Raw genomic sequence first — 17424 nt, 5'->3', positions numbered from 1 at the left:
TCGCTACCCATCGGCAGGCATTCAGCCAAACGGCACATACAGCGACCGGCCGTGCCGCTTGAGCCAGCGGTTAGCCGCCTCGATATCCCCTTCAAAAAGCTGTTCGAGATGAGCGTGGAAGGCGGGGCTATGATCGAAGTGCTTCATGTGCGCCACTTCGTGGGCCACGACCGAACGCCGCACGAAATCCGGCGCCATGATCAGCCGCCAGTTCATCCGGATCGACCCGTCTGCCGCGCAGCTTCCCCAGCGCCGCTGCGCGCGCGATAGCGACAGGCGTGGGACGGCTTCTCCGGCGCGGGCGCAGTAATGGGCGAGGTCATCAGCGCAGAAAGCGAGCGCCTCGGCCTCGAGCCAACGCTGCAGCCGCGCAGCAAGCCCCTCGACCGGCCCCCCGACGATCAGGCGTCCATCCGCGATCACCGGCTTGCGTCGGGCCCGCTCCGACCATTCGATCTGCAAGGTCTCGCCCCGCCAGGGCACCGTGGCATCGGGCGCGATAGCGCGTGTCTCTGGCATCCGCGCCAGTTGCCCCGCCAGCCAGTCGGCCCGGTCGCGAGCAAAAGCCTCGGCATCGCCGACGCGACCCCATGCCGGGATCGAAACACGCGCCTCGCTGCCGTCGGGCGCGAGCCGTAGCGTCATCCGCCGGGCATGGCCGAGCTTGCGGATCACCAGCGGCAGTTCGCGTCCTTCGACCATCAGCGTCCGGCGCGCCACGGCACGCGGGGCCAAAGTTCCGCGAGAGGGGGTCTGCTTGGCCTTGGTGTCGGCCCGCCGCAACCAGTCGAGCACGCCCCTAGCCATCGAAATGGTCCGATGGCACGATATGGTCCTCGATCGGCCCGGCCAGCGTTTCGCTCACCGCCTGGCCAACGACCGACTGTCCAGCGCGATGCACGGCCTCGCGATCACCAGAAATCAGATAATGCCACTCAGGCAGCGGCTGGTTCTCGGCCCGCAAGCGATAGGCACAGGTATCGGGCAACCACGGCAATTCTCGCGCCAGCTTCGGCGTCAGGCGCAGGCAATCGGGGACATAGGCGCGGCGATGCTTGTAGTCGCTGCACCGCGCGGTCCTGAGGTCCAGCAGCTTGCAGGCAACATTGGTATGGACCACCTCGCCGGTGTCTTCGTCCTCCAGCTTGTGCAGGCAGCACTTGCCGCAGCCGTCGCACAGCGCTTCCCACTGCTCGCGGCTGAGTGTTGCCACTGGCCGTTCCCAGAAGCGGTCGTCGCTCATTCCGGCGTCAACTCACCCACTTGGCGAGTTCGGCGGCCACGGCCTTTCCGTCCTGTTCGGCAGGCAACAACGCGATGGCAGAACCGTCCGGGCCCATCAGATAGGCCGCGCGGCTGTGGTCCATCAGGTAGGCGTCGGGCTTGCCCTCGTCGCGCCTTTGATAGAACACCGCCCACTTCCTTGCGACGTCGGCGATCTGTGCCGGCGTGCCCGTGAGCCCGACCACGTTCTTGCCAAAGTTCGCGGCATACTTGCCCACGACCTGCGCGGTATCGCGCTCGGGGTCGATGGTGATGAAGATCGGCACGATCGGCTTGGCGTCGGGGTGTTCCTTGGCGAACAGGCGAAGGCCCTGTGCGATGTTCTGCATGTCGAGCGGGCAGACATCCGGACAGAAGGTGTAACCGAAATAGACGATGCGATACTTGCCCGCAAAGTCGCTCCACTTCACGGCCTGCCCGTCCTTGCCCGTCAACGTGAAGTCGCCGCCAATCGCGGCGCCTTCGAGAGGCGGTTGTTCGGCAGGGGTCATGTTGCATCCGCCAAGCGCGAAAGTGCAGGTTGCGGCAAGCGCGGCGAGTGTCGATCTGAAAGCGAGGGCCATGGCGCGCCGGTTCATGCTCTGCTAACCGTGTCCTTGCAAGAGGCGAGTCCGCAAGGCCGTAAATGGCTGATGGGGCACGCAACAGGAGGTTCGAATGCTGTCGAAGATGCGCAGGCCGCTTACCGCGCTGGCCATGCTGCTGGCCGCCGCCACGGCAATCCCGGCACAGGCCCAGTTTTCCGACAGCTACAAGTTCCTCGAAGCCGTCCGCAAGAAGGAAGGCGACAAGGTGACCGAGGCTCTGAACGAGCCCGGCACGCAGATCATCAACACCAAGGACTATACCACCGGACAGACCGCGCTTCACATTGTCGTGGCCCGGCGTGATCTTGTCTGGGTGCAATTCCTGATCGGCAAGGGCGCCAACGTGAACGCGCGCGACAATCGCGGCGTGACCCCGCTGGTAGCCGCGTCAGAAATGGGCTTCCTCGAAGGCGTCGATGAACTGATCAAGTCGGGCGCGCGCATCGATGAGGCGAACAACACGGGCGAGACCCCGCTCATCAGCGCCGTCCACCGCAAGGACCTTGCGCTGGTGCGAATGCTGATCAAGGCTGGCGCCAACCCCGATCGCCCAGACAATTCGGGCCGTTCTGCGCGCGATTATGCTGCGCTCGACAAGGGCAGTCCGGTGCTGGGCGAACTGGAAAAGGCTTCGAAAGAAGCAAAGTCCGCCGCGCCCAAGAAGACGTACGGCCCCTCGTTCTGACGGGTACTGACATGACCGACGAAACCCTGGATGCCCTGCGCCTTCGCCTGGCGCCCGCCATCGCCGAAGCTGCTGCGTTTGATGGCTGGAAACCGGCTGCCGTTGCGGCTGCCGCTGCAATGGAAGGCGTCGATCCTGCTTTGGCCGCCTTTGCGTTCCAGGACGGGCCCATGCAGATGATCTCCGCCTGGATCGCGCGCATCGATGCCGACATGGCCGCTGCGCTTCCCTCCACCCAGCTCGGCAATCTGCCGATCCGCGAACGCATCCGCCGCCTTGTCCAGTTCCGGCTCGATGCACTGATCGGCAAGGAAGAGGCCTTGCGCCGCGCACTGGCCATCATGGCCATGCCGCAGAACGTGGCAAAGGCGACCCGGCTGGGCTGGTCGAGCGCCGACGCGATGTGGCGGCTCGCGGGAGACACCGCCACCGATTACAACCACTATACCAAGCGCATCACCCTTGGCTCGATCTACGCCGCGACTCTTGCCTATTTCGCGCAGGATACCAGCGATGGCCACGAGGACACGCGCACCTTCCTCGATCGCCGGATCGAGAACGTGATGCAGTTCGAGAAGACCAAGGCCAAGCTGCTCAGGCCGCGCGAGGAGACCTTCTCGCTGACGCGGATGCTTGGCCGCCTGCGCTACCCTGCCGCCTGACCATTTTTGATCCAGCGCAATTCTATTGCGAATGACTTGCAAATGCTGTCCCGCTATGGCAGCGGGATCCGGTGACGCTCGATCAGCTCCCTGTTGGTACGCCCGCCCGAATCGCATCGGTCGATTGGTCTGCGCTTGTCGCGGAAGAGGCTCAGCGCTTGCGCGCGCTCGGCCTTGACGAAGGCGCAAGGGTGACGCTCGCCTATCGTGGTGTCTTCGCGGGCCGCGATCCGCTTGCCGTGGAGATTGGCCGCATGACTGTCGCCATTCGCCGGGTTCATGCGCTGGCGATGACGGTCGAACCGATCGCAGAAGCTGTCGCATGAGCAAGATGCCCACCGTCGCCGCGCTGGTCGGCAATCCCAATGCCGGGAAAAGCGCGCTGTTCAATGCCTTGACCGGCGCGCGCCAGAAGATCGCCAACTATCCGGGCGTCACGGTCGAACGCAAGGCTGGTCGGCTGATCCTGCCCTCGGGTGAGCCGGTCGAACTGGTCGACCTGCCCGGTTCCTACGGATTGGAAGCCACCAGCCCTGACGAGGAAGTGACCCGCAAGGTCATTATGGGTGAACAAGCCGGGCAGGCCAGGCCCGACGTCATCGTACTGGTGCTCGACAGTTCCAACCTCGAACAGCACCTCGTCTTTGCGCAGGAAGTGCTCGAGCTTGGCCGTCCCACCGTGGTCGCGCTCAACATGGTCGATCTTGCCGAACGCGATGGCTTGACCCTCGATCCTGCTGCGCTCGAAGCTGCGCTCGGGGTGCCGGTTATCCCGACCGTGGCCGTGCGCCGGCGCGGTCTCACCGAGCTGGCTGCCGCCATCGGCGATGCGCGTGACAAGCCCGAGCGCGCGCTCGATGCCGCGCGGCCGCATGTCACCTTGCCAGAGCGGCGCATGCTCGCCCACCAGATGGCGACAGCGGCGATCCTTTCGGAAACGTCCAAGCATCGCATTCACGCGCGCATGGACAAGCTGCTGCTCCATCCGTGGGCAGGGCCGCCGATCCTGTTCGCGCTCCTGTTCATCGTCTTCCAGGCGGTGTTCAGCTGGGCAACGCCCTTTGCCGATGCGATCGACGGCGGCGTTTCGGCGCTGGGCGATCTGGCCAAGGCGACCCTGCCGACAAGCCTGCTGCGCGATCTGCTGACCGATGGCGTGATCACGGGGGTCGGCTCGGTGCTGGTGTTCCTGCCGCAGATCATCATCCTGTTCTTCTTCATCCTGACGATGGAGGCGACCGGCTACATGGCCCGCGCCGCCTTCCTGATGGACCGCATGATGGCCGGCGTCGGTCTTTCCGGCCGCAGCTTCATCCCGCTGCTGTCGAGCTTTGCCTGCGCCATTCCCGGCATCATGGCGACGCGCAGCATCACCGATCCCAAGGACCGGCTGACCACGATCCTGATCGCCCCGATGATGACCTGCTCGGCGCGCTTGCCCGTCTATGCGGTGATCATCGCCGCGTTTATCCCGAATACCAAGGTCGGTCCCGGCATTGGTCTGCAGGGCCTTGTCCTGTTCTGCCTCTATGTGGCCGGAATCATCGGCGCGATGGTGGTGGCGCTGGTGCTGCGTCGCTCGGTGACCAAGGGCGCCGCTTCGGGCTTCATCATGGAACTGCCCAAGTATCAGCTGCCCACGGTCAAGGACCTCGCGCTCGGCCTGTGGCAGCGCGCGTGGATCTTCCTGCGCCGTGCGGGCACGATGATCTTTACCGTCACGATCGCGCTGTGGATCCTGCTCAACTTCCCCCGCGCCGAGCCGGGGCAGGATCAGGTCAACGCCTCGGTCGCCGGAACGCTTGCCAATGGCCTTTCGGTCGTGCTCGAGCCGATCGGCTTCAACCGCGACATGAGCCTTGCGATCATCCCGGCCATGGCTGCACGTGAAGTTGCGGTCAGTTCGCTCGCCACGACGTATGCCGTCAGCGCCAGCGACGACGAGGATCAGGCCGCCATGGCGCTGGGCGATCAGCTGAAATCACGCTGGACCCTGCCGATGGCGCTCGCCTTCCTGGCTTGGTTCGTGTTTGCGCCGCAGTGCCTCTCGACCATCGCCGTGGCCCGGCGCGAGACGAATGGCTGGAAATGGCCCGCCTTCATGCTCGCCTACCTGTTTGCGCTGGCCTATGCGGCGGCGGGCGTGACCTACTGGACGGCGATTGCGGCCGGTTTGGGCTGAACTGCCGCGCTGGTCTGTGGAAACGGTGGCATGGTGACTGGCTTGGCCGAGCCCCCATGCGCTAGGCAATTGCCCAGATCAGAAGGAACGTGATTCGATGGCAGGCAGCGTCAACAAGGTGATCCTTGTCGGGAACCTCGGGGCAGACCCCGAAATCAAGAGCTTCCAGAACGGAGGCCGCATCGCCAACCTGCGCATCGCGACGTCCGAAAGCTGGAAGGACCGCGCCACCGGCGAGAAGAAGGAGCGGACCGAGTGGCACTCCGTGGTCATCAACTCGGATGGTCTCGTCAGCGTGGTCGAGCGCTTCCTGCGCAAGGGCTCGAAGGTCTACATCGAAGGGCAGCTGCGCACCCGCAAGTGGCAGGACCAGTCCGGCAATGATCGCTATACCACCGAAATCTCGGTGGGCGGCATGGGCGGCGTGCTGACCATGCTCGATGGCTCGGGCGGCGCTGGTGGCGGTGGCATGGGCGGTGGCGGCGGTGGCCGCTCGTCCGGTGGTGGCTGGAATGAGGGCGGCTCGTCGGGCGGTTCGGGCGGCTTTGGCGGCGGTTCCTCGCGTGGTGGCAGCGCCGCTTCGGGCGGTGGCTGGAACCAGGGCGGCGGCGGCGGCTTCGGCGACGATCTGGACGACGATATTCCGTTCTGAGGAAGCGCCACTTCTTGTGTCCCCGCGAAGGCGGGGACCTTGGTGTTGCTACGGAACAGAAGCGTAAGCCGATTAAGGCCCCTGCCTGCGCGGGGCTTCATTCGTTTTCAGGGCAGGGCTCAGGTCCCGCGCGTATCCCCGTAAAGGTGTATGTGCAGCCGGTCTGTAAACCGCCAGCCGCGCTCCAGCGCTTCCTCCGCCAGCCACCGCGAGCGTTCGCGCAACACTGAACTCGCGGTACCTTCAGGCATCACGAACAGGTGATCGCTGGCGATGCGGTAGCAGTCCTGTAAAGCGGCAATCTCGGCAAGGTCGGACGCGCTCGCGACCACGAACTTGAACCAGGCCCGCACATCGCGCGCCCACGCATCCAGTCGCTCCGGCACAAGGGCAAGTTCAGCCGGATTGCCCGAATGCGCCAGCTTGGGGCTGACGTTGAACTGGTCGATCAGCGGATCGAGTTCCGGATGCACTGCCACGGTGCCATTGGTCTCGATCTCGACATGCAGGGCAGGGCGCTCCGCCTTGAGCAGCGCCACCAGTCGCGCCAGCGCGGCACCCTGCAGCAGCGGCTCGCCCCCGGTAATAACCAGTCGGTCCTCGGGGTGGGACAGGATCAGCGCGGCCGCGTCGGCCTCGCTCATCTTCAGCTGATTTTCCCCGCGCTCGAACGCCACTTCGTCGCGATGGGGGCGGTTGTCGCCCGTGAACCGCCAGGTGTAGGCGGTGTCGCACCAGCGGCAGGCGAGGTTGCAGCGCGATAGCCGCACGAACACCGATGGCCGCCCCAGCCCGAGGCCTTCCCCCTGCAAAGAGGAGAACACCTCCGGCTCGCCGGGGTTGACCGTGGCGAGGGTAAGCAAGTTCACCCCAGCCGCTGCAGCGCCGCTGCCAGCCGCTCGGCCTCGGCGGCATGCATGGCGTGGTCGGCCCGGGCCTTCTCGACCGCCTCAGGCTTGGCCTTCTCGACAAACGAGGGGTTGCCCAAACGTCCCTCGAGCGACTTTGCCTCCTTCTGCGAGGCGGCCAGCGCCTTTTCGAGACGCGCCTTTTCTGCCGCAATGTCGATCACGCCTTCCAGCGGCACGACGATGTTGGCATCGCCCGCGCCAACCTGCATCGCTGCGCCGACCGGAGCGCTTTCGAAGCGGATGCCGTTGAGGCGCGCGAGACGCTCGATTGCCGCCGGGTTGGCCTCGATGATCGAGCGCGTCAGCGCCGAAGGTTCGGGCAGATAGGCGTCGAGCTTGGCCCCCGGCGCAATGCCAAGTTCGTTCTTGGCCGTGCGCAGGTTCGAGACCAGCGCGATCAGCCATTCGACCTCGCGCTTGGCTGCTGCGTCCACTTCAGCTTCGGGCTTCGGCCATGCGGCCACGATCAGTTCGCCGTCTCGCTTTCCAAGCGCATGCCACAGCTCTTCGGTCACGAACGGCATGAACGGGTGGAGCATCACCAGGATCTGGTCGAGCACCCAGCCCGCCACGGCCTTGGTCTCGGGGTCGAAGTTGCCCTTGATCAGTTCGATATACCAGTCGCAGAACTGGTCCCAGACGAAGTGGTAGACGGTGTTTGCCGCCGCATCGAAGCGCAGGTCGGCCATCGCCTGGTCAAGCGCGGCGACAGTTTCCACAACCTCGCCGATGATCCACTTGTTGACCGCCGAGGTCGCCGCAGGAGCCGCCACTGAAGTGCTGCCGGTGATCCCATTGCTCTGGCAGAAGCGCGCGGCGTTCCACAGCTTCGTGGCGAAGTTGCGGTAACCCTCGACGCGCTTCTCATCCATCTTCACGTCGCGGCCCTGGCTCTCCATCGCGCACATGAAGAAGCGCAGGGCATCGGCCCCGTACTTGTCGATCAGGCCCAGCGGATCGACCACGTTGCCCTTCGACTTGCTCATCTTCGCGCCATCGGCGGCACGGACGAGGCCGTGCAGGTAGAGCTTCTTCCACGGCACTTCCTTCATGAAGTGCAGCCCCTGCATCGCCATGCGCGCATCCCAGAAGAACAGGATGTCGAAGCCCGAGACGAGCAGGTCGTTGGGATAGTGCTTCTTCAGCAGCGGCGCGTCTTCATCCGGCCAGCCGAGCGTGGCGAAAGGCCAGAGCGCGGAGGAGAACCACGTGTCGAGGACGTCGCTATCGCGTTCCAGAGTGACGCCTGCGCCCGCCTTCGCCTGCGCCTCTTCCTCGGTCTCGGCAACGTAGCACTGGCCGTCGGAGCCGTACCACGCCGGAATCCGGTGCCCCCACCACAGCTGGCGGGAAACGCACCAGGGCTGGATGTTCTCCATCCAGTTGAAGAAGGTCTTTTCCCAGGTCTTCGGCACGATCTCGATCGCGCCCGAACGCACCGCTTCCATCGGCGCCTTGGCCAGAGTTTCGGCATCGACGTACCACTGGTCGGTCAGCCACGGCTCGATCACCACGCCGCCACGGTCGCCGAACGGCGTCTGGATCGTGCGCGGCTCGGCATCGTGCTGAACCTCGTTGCCTTCCTTGTCCTTGGTGACGTGCGGGATCAGGAAACCTGCTTCCTTCATCCGCTCGACCACGAGCTTGCGCGCGTCGAAGCGGTCGAGGCCTACGAACTCGGCCGGCACCAGCCCATCGGCTGTCTGCACCACCCTGGCCTCGGCATCGAACATGTTGAGCATGTCGGCGGGCTTGATCCCGGCGCGCTTGCCCACTTCGAAGTCGTTGAAGTCGTGCCCCGGCGTGATCTTCACCGCGCCTGAACCCAGTTCGGGATCGGCGTGCTCGTCTGCCACCACCTTGAACCGGCGCCCGGTCAGCGGCTGCAGGATCTCCTTGCCGATGACCGACTTGTAGCGCTCGTCCTCAGGGTGGACCGCCACGGCCATGTCGGCCAGCATCGTTTCGGGGCGCGTGGTCGCAACCTCGATGTAGTCCAGGCCATCGTCGCGCTTCACACCGTCTGCCAGCGGGTACTTGAAGTGCCAGAACCCGCCCTGCGTCTCGCGCGTTTCCACCTCGAGGTCGGAAATCGCCGTCTTCAGCTTGGGGTCCCAGTTCACCAGCCGCTTGTCGCGGTAGATCAGGCCCTGGTTGTAGAGGTCGACGAAGACCTTCACCACGGCGCGGGTGAAGTGCGGGTCCATCGTGAACTGCTCACGGCTCCAGTCCATCGAGCAGCCGAGGCGGCGGAGCTGACCGGTGATGGTGCCACCGCTCTCGTGCTTCCACTCCCACACCTTGTCCACGAACTGCTCGCGCGTGTAGTTGGTGCGCTTGTCCTGGCGCGCTTCCATCTGGCGCTCGACCACCATCTGCGTGGCGATGCCCGCATGGTCGGTGCCGACCACCCACAGCGCATCCTTGCCCTTCAGGCGTTCGTAGCGGATCACCACGTCCTGCAGCGTGTTGTCGAGCGCATGGCCGATGTGGAGCGACCCCGTCACGTTCGGCGGCGGATTGACGATGGTATAAGGCGCGGCGTCGGGGCGTTCGGGTCGGAACAGCCCGTTGCTTTCCCAATGGGCATACCACTTGGCCTCGATCCCTGCGGGTTCGAAAGTCTTGGCCAGTTCTGCAGAAGTCTTGTCGTTCATGGGGGAGCGCCTTGCCATCGCGGGCCCGCGCCTGCAAGCGTTGCGGGGAACTCGAAGGGTTGTTCCACCGTTACGGCGCTTGTGTTGCACTTGTCGCCTTGGCCTAAATACCCCATGAAGCGGGCAAGATGCGGGAACTGACCGATTTCCAGATTGAGGCCTCCGCGCAAGGGGAAGGCGCGACGCTCGCCTTCCGCGGGCCGATGACGGTGTCCTCGCTGGGCCTGGCCGATGCGCGGCTGCGTTCGCTGGGCGAATCCATCGCCGCGATCGACCTCTCCGGCGTCACCCGCATGGACACCGTCGGCGCGTGGACAGTCTGGCGCCTCTCGCGAGATAACGACGCAAAGATCATTGGTTGCAGCGAGGAAGCGCAGAAGCTGGTCGATGCAATCCGCAAGGCCGATTCGAACGATCATTCAGTCACTGCGCACCGCCTGCCGCTGCTGGAACGCGTGCCCGCCCATGTCGGCATGGTCATGGCCGGGCTGAGCCAGGGTGCGCTGCAGGTGCTGGGCTTCCTTGGCCAGGTGATCCTCTCGGCGGGCACCCTGCTGCGCCATCCCTCGCGCTTCCGTGGCAAGGCTCTGGTCCACCAGATGGAACTGGTCGGCGTCAACGCGCTCGCCATCATCGGATTGATGAGCTTCCTCGTCGGCATCGTCATCGCCCAGCAAGGTGCGGTGCAGTTGCGTCAGTTCGGGGCGGAGATCTATACCGTCAATCTCGTCGGCCGCCTGACCTTGCGGGAGCTTGGCGTGCTGATGACCGCGATCATGGTCGCCGGCCGCTCCGGTTCTGCCTTTGCCGCGCAGCTTGGCACGATGAAGCTGACCGAAGAGGTCGACGCCATGCGCACCATCGGCGTATCTCCGATGGAGGCGCTGGTCGTTCCGCGCATTGCCGCAACGATGATCATGATGCCGCTGCTCGGCTTCTATTCGGCCTTCCTTGGCATCATTGGCGGGGCTTTCCTGTCGAGCCTGACGCTGGGCATCCCGTTCTTCACCTTCCTCGCCCGTGTCCAGGAAGTCGTTCCGCTGCACGATGTCTGGGTTGGCCTCACCAAGGCGCCCGTGTTCGGACTGATCGTCGCGCTGGCGGGCTGCTACCAGGGCATGCAGGTCAAGAACAATGCCGAGGAAGTCGGCACCCGCACCACGGCGGCGGTGGTCATGGCGATTTTCACCGTCATCGTGCTCGATGCCTTCTTTGCGGTGTTCTTCACGAATATCGGGTGGGGCTGATGGACCAGGACGCCGCCACCGCCGAACAGCTGATCGACCTGCCCGATCCGTTCGAGGGCAAGTATCCGATCCGCGTGCGCGGTGTGCGCAATGTCTTTGGCGATCACGTGATCCACGACGGGCTCGATCTCGATGTGCGTCGAGGCGAGATCCTTGGCGTTGTCGGTGGTTCGGGCACCGGCAAGTCGGTCCTCATGCGCACGATCATCGGCCTGCAAATTCCGGAATCGGGCGAAGTCGAAGTGCTCGGCAGTTCGATCACCGATGCCCGCGATGATGAAGACATCGACATTCGCAGCCGCTGGGGTGTGCTGTTCCAGGGCGGCGCGCTGTTTTCGACCCTGACCGTGGCAGAGAACGTCGAAGTTCCCCTGCGTGAATTCTTCCCGGAGATCAGCGACGAGCTGCGCCACGAGATCGCGCGCTACAAGGTCCTGCTCTCAGGGCTGCCCGCCGAAGCGACAAGCAAGTATCCGTCCGAACTTTCGGGCGGCATGAAGAAGCGTGCAGGCCTTGCCCGCGCGCTCGCGCTCGATCCCGAACTGCTGTTTCTTGACGAGCCGACCGCCGGACTCGACCCGATCGGCGCGGCCGCTTTCGACCAGTTGATCCTCAAACTGCAGCAGACGCTTGATCTCACCGTATTCCTGATCACCCACGATCTCGATACGCTTTACGAAATCTGCGATCGGGTGGCGGTGATTGCAGACAAGAAGGTGATCGCCGTCGGCACGATCCCGGAACTGCTCGCGCTCGATCATCCGTGGATACAGGAATACTTCAACGGACCGCGCGGACGTGCGGCGCAGGATGCCCAGGAACGGCACGATACTGCGCGGCATGAAGCCACGCTGGCGACTAATTCGGACGTTGGGCGTTCTTCGCCTGATCCTGAAGGGGCATAAGGACTAGGCGATGGAAACGCGCGCAAACCATATCTGGGTCGGGCTGGTCACGCTGGCATTGCTGGCGGCGACGGCCGTGCTGACCATCTGGATCGCGCGTCTCAACCAGGGCGACCTCAACGAATACGACATCTTCTTCAAGCAGTCGGTCGATGGCCTTGCCAAGGGCTCGGAAGTCTCGTTCTCGGGCGTGCCTTCAGGCCAGGTCAAGGACATCAAGCTGTGGGAGCGCGACCCGGAATTTGTCCGCGTACGCATTGCGGTCGATCGCAAGGTGCCGATCCTGCAGGGCACAACCGCCAGCCTGCTCGGCAGTTTCACCGGCGTATCGACGATCCAGCTTTCCGGCGCAGTCAAGGGCGCCCCGCCGATCGCTTGCCCCAAGGAAAACAAGCGCGCCACCTGCCCCGAAGGCGTGCCGGTCATCCCGACCAAGCGCTCCGGCCTTGGCGAAATCCTTTCGAACGCCCCGCTCCTGCTCGAACGCCTCGCCACGCTGACCGAGCGCCTGACCATGGTGCTGTCGGACAAGAACCAGAAGTCGATCGAGAATATCCTCGCCAATACCGATCGCATGACCGGAAATCTTGCCGATGCCTCGCCCGATGTGAAGCGCACGCTGGCCGAACTGCAGGCAACGCTGCGGCAGGCCAACTATACCCTGGCCAGCTTCGAGAAGCTGACCAACTCGGCCGACAATATGCTCAACAACGATGCCAATGGCCTGGCCAAGCAGCTTCGCCAGACGTTGAAATCCGCTCAGGGCGCGGCTGACGAATTGCAGGGCACGCTCAGCGAGGCCCGCCCGGCCGCACGGCAGCTCAACGAACGCACGCTGCCCGCTGCCGAAGCCGCGATCCGCGATCTTCAGGCGACGACCAGATCCCTGCGCGAAGTGACTGACCGCCTGAACGATCAGGGCGTCGGCGGTTTTGTCGGCGGCCCGAAGCTGCCCGACTACAAGAACTGAGGAGGCGATGAAGATGATCCGTAAAGCCCTAGTCGTCCCCGCACTCCTTGCCGCACTTTCGGGCTGCGTCAGCCTGGGCCCGAAGGTGCCCGATACGCTGCTCGCCCTGACCCCCACCGCTGCGCCTGCTGCGGGCAGCACCACCAGCGGCACGTTTGCCAATGCGCTGGTGGTGATGGAGCCCTCGGCCGAAGCGCGCCTCGCGGTCACCCGCGTGCCGGTGCAGATCGACGATGCCAACGTCGCCTATCTCAAGAAGACAATGTGGGTTGAACGTCCCTCGCGCCTGTTCCAGCGCCTGCTGGCCGAAACCATCCGTGCACGCGGCAGCCGCCTCGTGATCGAGAACGATCCGGGCGCTGCGGGTCTCCACCTCTCGGGCCGCCTGCTCGACATGGGCTATGATGCGCGCACCATGTCCGCCGTGGTCCGCTACGATGCGGTCAAGGAAAGTGGCGGGCGTGTCGAAACGAAGCGCTTTGAAAGCACAGTGCCGGTGATCGAGGCCGAGGCGAAGTATGTCGGCCCCGCGCTTAACGAAGCCGCCAATGCCGTGGCCAAGCAGGTGGCGGACTGGGTCGGCTAAGGATACAACTGTTGCACCCCCTCGCAGGCGGGGGCCTCAGTCGGTTTACTGAAGGGTTTTGTAACAGCACCGAGGTCCCCGCCTGCGCGGGGACGCAGCGGTTTACTTGATTGCCAGCCCCGCAAACCGCGCCGCCGCAGCAAAAGCGCCAGCGCGCTTTTCGCGCCGTTCCATGGCCTCGGCGTCCTTGCCCCAGAGTTCGGCCTGCCAGTCCTCCTCGAGGTTGGCGGCGTCCCACAGCGCGTCGAGATCGGCGTCGGGTCGCAACGCCGCAAGGCCGATCACCAGCGAGGCAGCGAGGCTCGTCGTGTTGCGCAGCGCGGCAAGCTGGAATGCATCGAGCGCTTCGAGTTCATCGCGCAAGGCAGCCAGCGTCTCTACCGGCTGCGGCTTGTGGATGATGCCGGTCACGCGCACGAACTGCACGCCCAGCCGCGCTTCGGCGCTCGCCAGCAGCGGCTCCCACATCATCCGCTGGCGCGCGGCGAAGGCCTCATCCGGCTCGGCGCGGTAGCACAGCGTGTCGGTTTCGGCGTAGGGCAGGATCTCGGCGATGACCTGCGCCGGGCCGCCGGCAACGACATCGATCGCATAGTCCGCCATGTCGCGGAACAGGAACAGCGCCGGATCGATCTCCTCGCTCTGGCGCTCCCACTCCGCCGCCATCGCTTCGGCAAGCGCCTGCGTCGGCACGACTTGCGCTCTGCCCCCCACAGTCTTGATCGCTCGCCCGTCGAGCCTCACCCCGAAGCCGCCGTCTGCCGCCTCGACCGTCACTGCCTTGTAGAAACGCTTCATTGTCTATTCCGGAGTACGCCATCGCCGCGCCACGATGCGCGGCAGGAAGAAGAAGTCCCACAGGCCGACGAGAGCCAGGACGATGCCTGCAATCGGCGGGAGCGCAGCCAGCGGCCCCGGTCCCTTGCCAGCCTGCACCAGTACGCCCAGCAGCACCAGCAGCGCGCCCGACAGCCGCACCACCTGCAGCGTGAAATAGCGCCCCATTGCCGGGTCTCGGGCCGGGTCTCTGGGCGCAGGATCGCTCATGCAATTCTCCCCAGCAGGGCACGCAAGTCCTCGATGCTCGTCGCTACCGCCTCGGCCCCGGCCTCGATCAGTTCCTCGGTCTCGTGATAGCCCCAGTCCACGCCGAACGATCGCACGCCCGCGTTCACGCCCATGTGGATGTCATAAACGGTATCGCCGATCATTGCCGTGCGCGCACGATCCGCGCCGGCATCGGCGATGCACTGTTCGATCATCGAGGGGTCGGGCTTCGAAGGGTGTCGGTCCGCCGTCTGCAACGAGACGAAGTGGCCGGTCAGCCCATGGGTGGCGAGGCAATGGGCCAGGCCCCGGTCCGACTTGCCGGTGGCGACGGCAAGCTGCCAGCCTTGCCCGGCCAGCTCTTCGATCAGCCCGGCAATGCCCTCGTAAAGCGGCTCTGCGACGGCGCCTGCTGCCCGCCGCGCGCGGAAGGCGTCCTTGTAAAGCTCGGTCAGGCTGGCATGCTCGTGGTGCTCGCCCTCAGGGTGCAACTGACGCATCGCCTCGTGCAGCGAAAGGCCGACGACGCGGCGCGTCAGCTGGCGTTCGGGCGGTATCAGGCCCGCCGCCTTGAACGCCGCGTCCATTGCCGCGCAGATGTCGGCCTGGCTATCGACCAGCGTGCCGTCGCAATCGAATATGGCCAGCTTCAAGAAACAAGCCTCCGCATCAGTTCGGCAATGGCCGGCGAGCCCTCTGCCTCAAGCCCGGCCGCCACGCGTGCGCGCTCGTTGGCGCTCTTGTTCTGCGATAGCTTGAAGGTCGGTCGCCATGCCAGCACTTCCATCTCGAAGCCGACGATGCCGCCCATCATCGCACGCAGCTTGTCCTCCGGCATCTTGTCCATCGTCCAGGGCGTGCCCTCGGACAGCCGTGCCTCGTGCGCATCGGAGACCGTTTCGAGAAGCCCTCGCAACCCGTCCTGATCCATTCTCCGCACCCTACCTTCCATCTCGAGCGCAACGTAGTTCCACGTCGGCACTTGCGCCGGGTCGGCATACCAGCGGGGGCTGACGTAGCCATCCGGCCCGTTGACCACCGCCAGCGCCATCATCCCGTCGAGATGTTTTGTGAGAGCATTGCCGCGTGCGAGGTGGAACTGTACCGCGCCGTCTCCCGTGGAATGCAGTGGCACATGGGCTACGCGCGGCCCGTCCGGCACCGTGGCAAAGACCATCCCGAACCCGATCTCGGCAATCAGCGCCTCGAACAGGTCGCGGTCGTCGTGCCGGAAGGACGGGTTGGGGTGCATCAGTCCTTCCGTGCTCTGGATGCGGGCTTGCCCGCCGGCGCTCTACGCGCCGCAGCTGGCTTGCCGGCGGCCTTTCCTGCAGGCTTGGCAGGTCCCTTCTTCACCGCACTGCTCTTGGGAGCTGCGCCCTTCGCAGAAGCGGCCCGCTTGCCGGTGGGCTTGCGTCCGGCACTGCCCGCGCCCTTTTCGCCGTCCGCGCGCTTGCGGCGTTCGCCCCGGCGTTCCTTGCGGTATTCCTTGGCATGCTGCTTGGCCGCGCGCTTCTGGAAGGTCTTCTCGTCCAGCAGCTTTGGCGCTTCCAGCGGCAGGTCACCGTCTTCCTCGTAGAAGCCGAGGCTAGCCATGCTCGCGGCGAAGTGCGCGGGCAGGGGGGCGGTCACGTCGATCAGGTCACCCTCGGGATGCTCGATCCGCAGGCGGCGGGCGTGGAGGTGCATCTTGCGGCTGATCGTGCCGGTCAGGAACGCGGCCTGCCCGCCGTACTTGCCATCGCCGACGATCGGGTGCCCGATCGCCGCCATGTGCACGCGCAGCTGGTGGGTACGGCCCGTCAGCGGTTGCAGTTCGACCCACGAGGCCGAATTGCCGGCGCGGCTGATCACGCGGTAGCGGCTGCGCGCCGATTGGCCCTGGCCGCTTTCATCGACCATCATCTTCTCACCGCCCGTGCCCGGCTGCTTGGCCAGGGGCAGTTCGATCAGCCCATCCTTCACTTCGGGCACGCCGACGACCAGCGCCCAGTAGATCTTGCGTGCCGAACGACCGGAGAAGTGCTTGGAGAAGAACGCCGCGCTGCCGGGCGTACGCGCGATCAGCAAGACGCCCGACGTGTCCTTGTCGAGCCGGTGGACCAGACGCGGGCGCGGTTCGCCATCGGCGGCATAGGCATCGAGCAGCCCGTCGACATGCTCGTGCGTGCCGCTGCCGCCTTGCGTTGCCAGGCCCGGCGGCTTGTTGAGCACGATCGCGGCGCGGTCCTTTTCCAGCACCATCGATTCGGCAAGCTGGATCTGTTCTTCGGTCAGCGGCTTGCGCACGCGCTGGCCCTTGATCCCGGCGCCGACCGGCGTGGCATTGCCGGGAGGGACACGCAAGGTCTGGCCCGCTTCGAGCCGGGTATCGACATCGGCGCGCTTGCCATCGACGCGGATCTGCCCGGTGCGGGCCCAGCGCGAAACGGTGGCAAAGCCGACCTGTGGCAGGTGACGCTTGAACCAGCGGTCCAGACGCGCGCCCGCATCGTCGCGGCCCACGGTGAACTGGCGGACGTTGTCGTCCGGAATCTTGCCGCGGCTCATGCTGCACCTCGCATCATCGAAAGGCCAAGGAACAGCCCGGCCACGCCGCCAAGCAGCGAGCCCAGGGCATAGAAGCCGGCCATGCCATAAAGTCCGCGCTGCATCAGCATCGCCGTTTCAAGGCTGAAGGCAGAGAAGGTGGTGAAGCCCCCAAGCACGCCGACGCCCAGCAGCAGGCGCAGCGATTCGCTGCCGTCCTGCCTTGCCAGCCATCCGGCCAGCAGCCCCATCAGCAGGCTGCCGCTGACGTTGATCAGGAAAGTGCCCCATGGGAACACGGTGTTGGGACCGGAAAACGCAGTTACGGCGCGCCCCGCATGATAGCGCAGCATGGCGCCGATGCCGCCACCAAGGGCGACGAGGGCAGTTGCCGTCAATGTATTGGGAGAGTTCATGAAGGGCTATTAGTGTCTGGACCGGAATTACGAAAGCCGTAATTCCTGACGCGGCACCGGCCCGCTCCCCCGCCCGGCCACCCATTCAGGATACTCTCGTGGGT

General features: G+C 65.2%; 20 protein-coding genes. 9 read left to right on the top strand and 11 right to left on the bottom strand.

The genetic code is table 11. The annotated features are described in order from the left end of the window. Positions 1–21: 21 nt before the first annotated feature. The 3 genes from AC1Q5P_RS19340 to AC1Q5P_RS19330 are packed head-to-tail and all read right to left on the bottom strand — an operon-like array spanning position 22 to position 1862. Positions 22–807: a M48 family metallopeptidase gene (locus AC1Q5P_RS19340; protein WP_492519800.1), complete on the bottom strand. Its 786-nt coding sequence runs from the start codon at positions 805–807 to the stop codon at positions 22–24. Further along, complete coding sequence (locus AC1Q5P_RS19335; RefSeq protein ID WP_039331646.1) at positions 800–1243, bottom strand: YcgN family cysteine cluster protein; 444 nt, start codon at positions 1241–1243, stop codon at positions 800–802. Before AC1Q5P_RS19335 ends, AC1Q5P_RS19340 begins: the two co-directional genes overlap by 8 nt. 7 nt (positions 1244–1250) lie before the next feature. Further along, on the bottom strand, positions 1251–1862 hold the full coding sequence (locus AC1Q5P_RS19330) for an SCO family protein (protein WP_492519799.1): 612 nt from the start codon (positions 1860–1862) through the stop codon (positions 1251–1253). Positions 1863–1941: 79 nt separating this feature from the next. Here AC1Q5P_RS19330 and AC1Q5P_RS19325 point away from each other — a divergent pair, with 79 nt between their 5' ends. The 5 genes from AC1Q5P_RS19325 to ssb all read left to right on the top strand — a co-directional run bounded on the left by AC1Q5P_RS19325 (position 1942) and on the right by ssb (position 6052). After that, a complete protein-coding gene (locus AC1Q5P_RS19325) occupies positions 1942–2556 on the top strand; it encodes an ankyrin repeat domain-containing protein (RefSeq protein ID WP_465128988.1) in 615 nt (204 codons plus the stop codon). Between the two features lie 11 nt (positions 2557–2567). Further along, positions 2568–3218, top strand: a complete 651-nt coding sequence (locus tag AC1Q5P_RS19320; protein WP_492519798.1) for a COQ9 family protein — start codon at positions 2568–2570, stop codon at positions 3216–3218. 71 nt (positions 3219–3289) lie between these two features. Then, positions 3290–3544, top strand: a complete 255-nt coding sequence (locus AC1Q5P_RS19315) for a FeoA family protein (RefSeq protein WP_039331659.1) — start codon at positions 3290–3292, stop codon at positions 3542–3544. Beyond that, entirely contained in the window at positions 3541–5400 is a 1860-nt protein-coding gene (gene feoB, locus AC1Q5P_RS19310; protein WP_492519797.1) for a ferrous iron transporter B, read from the top strand. The genes AC1Q5P_RS19315 and feoB overlap by 4 nt, the downstream gene beginning before the upstream one ends. Positions 5401–5497: 97 nt before the next feature. Continuing rightward, positions 5498–6052: a single-stranded DNA-binding protein gene (ssb, locus tag AC1Q5P_RS19305; protein ID WP_492519796.1), complete on the top strand. Its 555-nt coding sequence runs from the start codon at positions 5498–5500 to the stop codon at positions 6050–6052. A 119-nt stretch (positions 6053–6171) separates the two neighbouring features. On the opposite strand, the gene AC1Q5P_RS19300 is transcribed toward ssb, so the two are convergent. Continuing rightward, the gene (locus AC1Q5P_RS19300; RefSeq protein ID WP_062346690.1) at positions 6172–6915 is read right to left on the bottom strand and encodes a 7-carboxy-7-deazaguanine synthase QueE; all 744 of its coding nucleotides are present in this window, start codon (positions 6913–6915) and stop codon (positions 6172–6174) included. Positions 6916–6917: 2 nt separating this feature from the next. Next, a complete protein-coding gene (locus AC1Q5P_RS19295; RefSeq protein WP_492476898.1) occupies positions 6918–9620 on the bottom strand; it encodes a valine--tRNA ligase in 2703 nt (900 codons plus the stop codon). 128 nt (positions 9621–9748) lie between these two features. On the opposite strand from AC1Q5P_RS19295, the gene AC1Q5P_RS19290 reads away from it, so the two are divergent. The 4 genes from AC1Q5P_RS19290 to AC1Q5P_RS19275 are packed head-to-tail and all read left to right on the top strand — an operon-like array spanning position 9749 to position 13328. Next, positions 9749–10867: an ABC transporter permease gene (locus AC1Q5P_RS19290; protein ID WP_492519795.1), complete on the top strand. Its 1119-nt coding sequence runs from the start codon at positions 9749–9751 to the stop codon at positions 10865–10867. Beyond that, positions 10867–11772 carry an ABC transporter ATP-binding protein gene (locus AC1Q5P_RS19285; protein ID WP_492519794.1) on the top strand — a complete coding sequence of 302 codons (906 nt, stop codon included), beginning with the start codon at positions 10867–10869 and terminating at the stop codon, positions 11770–11772. Before AC1Q5P_RS19290 ends, AC1Q5P_RS19285 begins: the two co-directional genes overlap by 1 nt. A gap of 10 nt (positions 11773–11782) precedes the next feature. Next, positions 11783–12742 (top strand): MlaD family protein, encoded by a 960-nt coding sequence (locus AC1Q5P_RS19280; protein ID WP_039331668.1) that lies wholly within the window; start codon positions 11783–11785, stop codon positions 12740–12742. A 13-nt stretch (positions 12743–12755) separates the two neighbouring features. Further along, positions 12756–13328 carry an ABC-type transport auxiliary lipoprotein family protein gene (locus AC1Q5P_RS19275; protein ID WP_492519793.1) on the top strand — a complete coding sequence of 191 codons (573 nt, stop codon included), beginning with the start codon at positions 12756–12758 and terminating at the stop codon, positions 13326–13328. Positions 13329–13430: 102 nt separating this feature from the next. On the opposite strand, the gene AC1Q5P_RS19270 is transcribed toward AC1Q5P_RS19275, so the two are convergent. Genes AC1Q5P_RS19270 through crcB form a run of 6 tightly spaced genes read right to left on the bottom strand, consistent with a single transcriptional unit; the run spans position 13431 to position 17320 of the window. Then, positions 13431–14126: an ATP12 family chaperone protein gene (locus AC1Q5P_RS19270; RefSeq protein WP_492519792.1), complete on the bottom strand. Its 696-nt coding sequence runs from the start codon at positions 14124–14126 to the stop codon at positions 13431–13433. A 3-nt stretch (positions 14127–14129) separates the two neighbouring features. Next, positions 14130–14375: a hypothetical protein gene (locus AC1Q5P_RS19265; RefSeq protein ID WP_492519791.1), complete on the bottom strand. Its 246-nt coding sequence runs from the start codon at positions 14373–14375 to the stop codon at positions 14130–14132. Further along, on the bottom strand, positions 14372–15028 hold the full coding sequence (locus tag AC1Q5P_RS19260; protein WP_062346663.1) for an HAD-IA family hydrolase: 657 nt from the start codon (positions 15026–15028) through the stop codon (positions 14372–14374). Before AC1Q5P_RS19260 ends, AC1Q5P_RS19265 begins: the two co-directional genes overlap by 4 nt. Further along, on the bottom strand, positions 15025–15627 hold the full coding sequence (locus AC1Q5P_RS19255) for an FMN-binding negative transcriptional regulator (protein ID WP_492519790.1): 603 nt from the start codon (positions 15625–15627) through the stop codon (positions 15025–15027). Before AC1Q5P_RS19255 ends, AC1Q5P_RS19260 begins: the two co-directional genes overlap by 4 nt. Further along, on the bottom strand, positions 15627–16925 hold the full coding sequence (locus AC1Q5P_RS19250; protein WP_492519789.1) for an RluA family pseudouridine synthase: 1299 nt from the start codon (positions 16923–16925) through the stop codon (positions 15627–15629). The genes AC1Q5P_RS19255 and AC1Q5P_RS19250 overlap by 1 nt, the downstream gene beginning before the upstream one ends. Next, positions 16922–17320 carry a fluoride efflux transporter CrcB gene (gene crcB / locus AC1Q5P_RS19245; protein WP_174544564.1) on the bottom strand — a complete coding sequence of 133 codons (399 nt, stop codon included), beginning with the start codon at positions 17318–17320 and terminating at the stop codon, positions 16922–16924. Before crcB ends, AC1Q5P_RS19250 begins: the two co-directional genes overlap by 4 nt. Positions 17321–17424 lie beyond the last annotated feature (104 nt).

The sequence above is a fragment of the Novosphingobium sp. GW835-FHT14H07 genome (genome assembly GCF_058793515.1).
The sequence above is the reverse complement of the archived record's forward strand: the minus strand, read 5'-3'. Positions and strand labels throughout refer to the sequence as shown.

Bases quoted from the DNA above. Each gene is read 5' to 3' on its own strand.
- AC1Q5P_RS19340 (WP_492519800.1), bottom strand. From the start codon at position 807: ATGGCTAGGGGCGTGCTCGACTGGTTGCGGCGGGCCGACACCAAGGCC.
- AC1Q5P_RS19335 (WP_039331646.1), bottom strand. From the start codon at position 1,243: ATGAGCGACGACCGCTTCTGGGAACGGCCAGTGGCAACACTCAGCCGC.
- AC1Q5P_RS19330 (WP_492519799.1), bottom strand. From the start codon at position 1,862: ATGAACCGGCGCGCCATGGCCCTCGCTTTCAGATCGACACTCGCCGCG.
- AC1Q5P_RS19325 (WP_465128988.1), top strand. From the start codon at position 1,942: ATGCTGTCGAAGATGCGCAGGCCGCTTACCGCGCTGGCCATGCTGCTG.
- AC1Q5P_RS19320 (WP_492519798.1), top strand. From the start codon at position 2,568: ATGACCGACGAAACCCTGGATGCCCTGCGCCTTCGCCTGGCGCCCGCC.
- feoB (WP_492519797.1), top strand. From the start codon at position 3,541: ATGAGCAAGATGCCCACCGTCGCCGCGCTGGTCGGCAATCCCAATGCC.
- ssb (WP_492519796.1), top strand. From the start codon at position 5,498: ATGGCAGGCAGCGTCAACAAGGTGATCCTTGTCGGGAACCTCGGGGCA.
- AC1Q5P_RS19295 (WP_492476898.1), bottom strand. From the start codon at position 9,620: ATGAACGACAAGACTTCTGCAGAACTGGCCAAGACTTTCGAACCCGCA.
- AC1Q5P_RS19290 (WP_492519795.1), top strand. From the start codon at position 9,749: ATGCGGGAACTGACCGATTTCCAGATTGAGGCCTCCGCGCAAGGGGAA.
- AC1Q5P_RS19285 (WP_492519794.1), top strand. From the start codon at position 10,867: ATGGACCAGGACGCCGCCACCGCCGAACAGCTGATCGACCTGCCCGAT.
- AC1Q5P_RS19280 (WP_039331668.1), top strand. From the start codon at position 11,783: ATGGAAACGCGCGCAAACCATATCTGGGTCGGGCTGGTCACGCTGGCA.
- AC1Q5P_RS19275 (WP_492519793.1), top strand. From the start codon at position 12,756: ATGATCCGTAAAGCCCTAGTCGTCCCCGCACTCCTTGCCGCACTTTCG.
- AC1Q5P_RS19270 (WP_492519792.1), bottom strand. From the start codon at position 14,126: ATGAAGCGTTTCTACAAGGCAGTGACGGTCGAGGCGGCAGACGGCGGC.
- AC1Q5P_RS19265 (WP_492519791.1), bottom strand. From the start codon at position 14,375: ATGAGCGATCCTGCGCCCAGAGACCCGGCCCGAGACCCGGCAATGGGG.
- AC1Q5P_RS19255 (WP_492519790.1), bottom strand. From the start codon at position 15,627: ATGCACCCCAACCCGTCCTTCCGGCACGACGACCGCGACCTGTTCGAG.
- AC1Q5P_RS19250 (WP_492519789.1), bottom strand. From the start codon at position 16,925: ATGAGCCGCGGCAAGATTCCGGACGACAACGTCCGCCAGTTCACCGTG.
- crcB (WP_174544564.1), bottom strand. From the start codon at position 17,320: ATGAACTCTCCCAATACATTGACGGCAACTGCCCTCGTCGCCCTTGGT.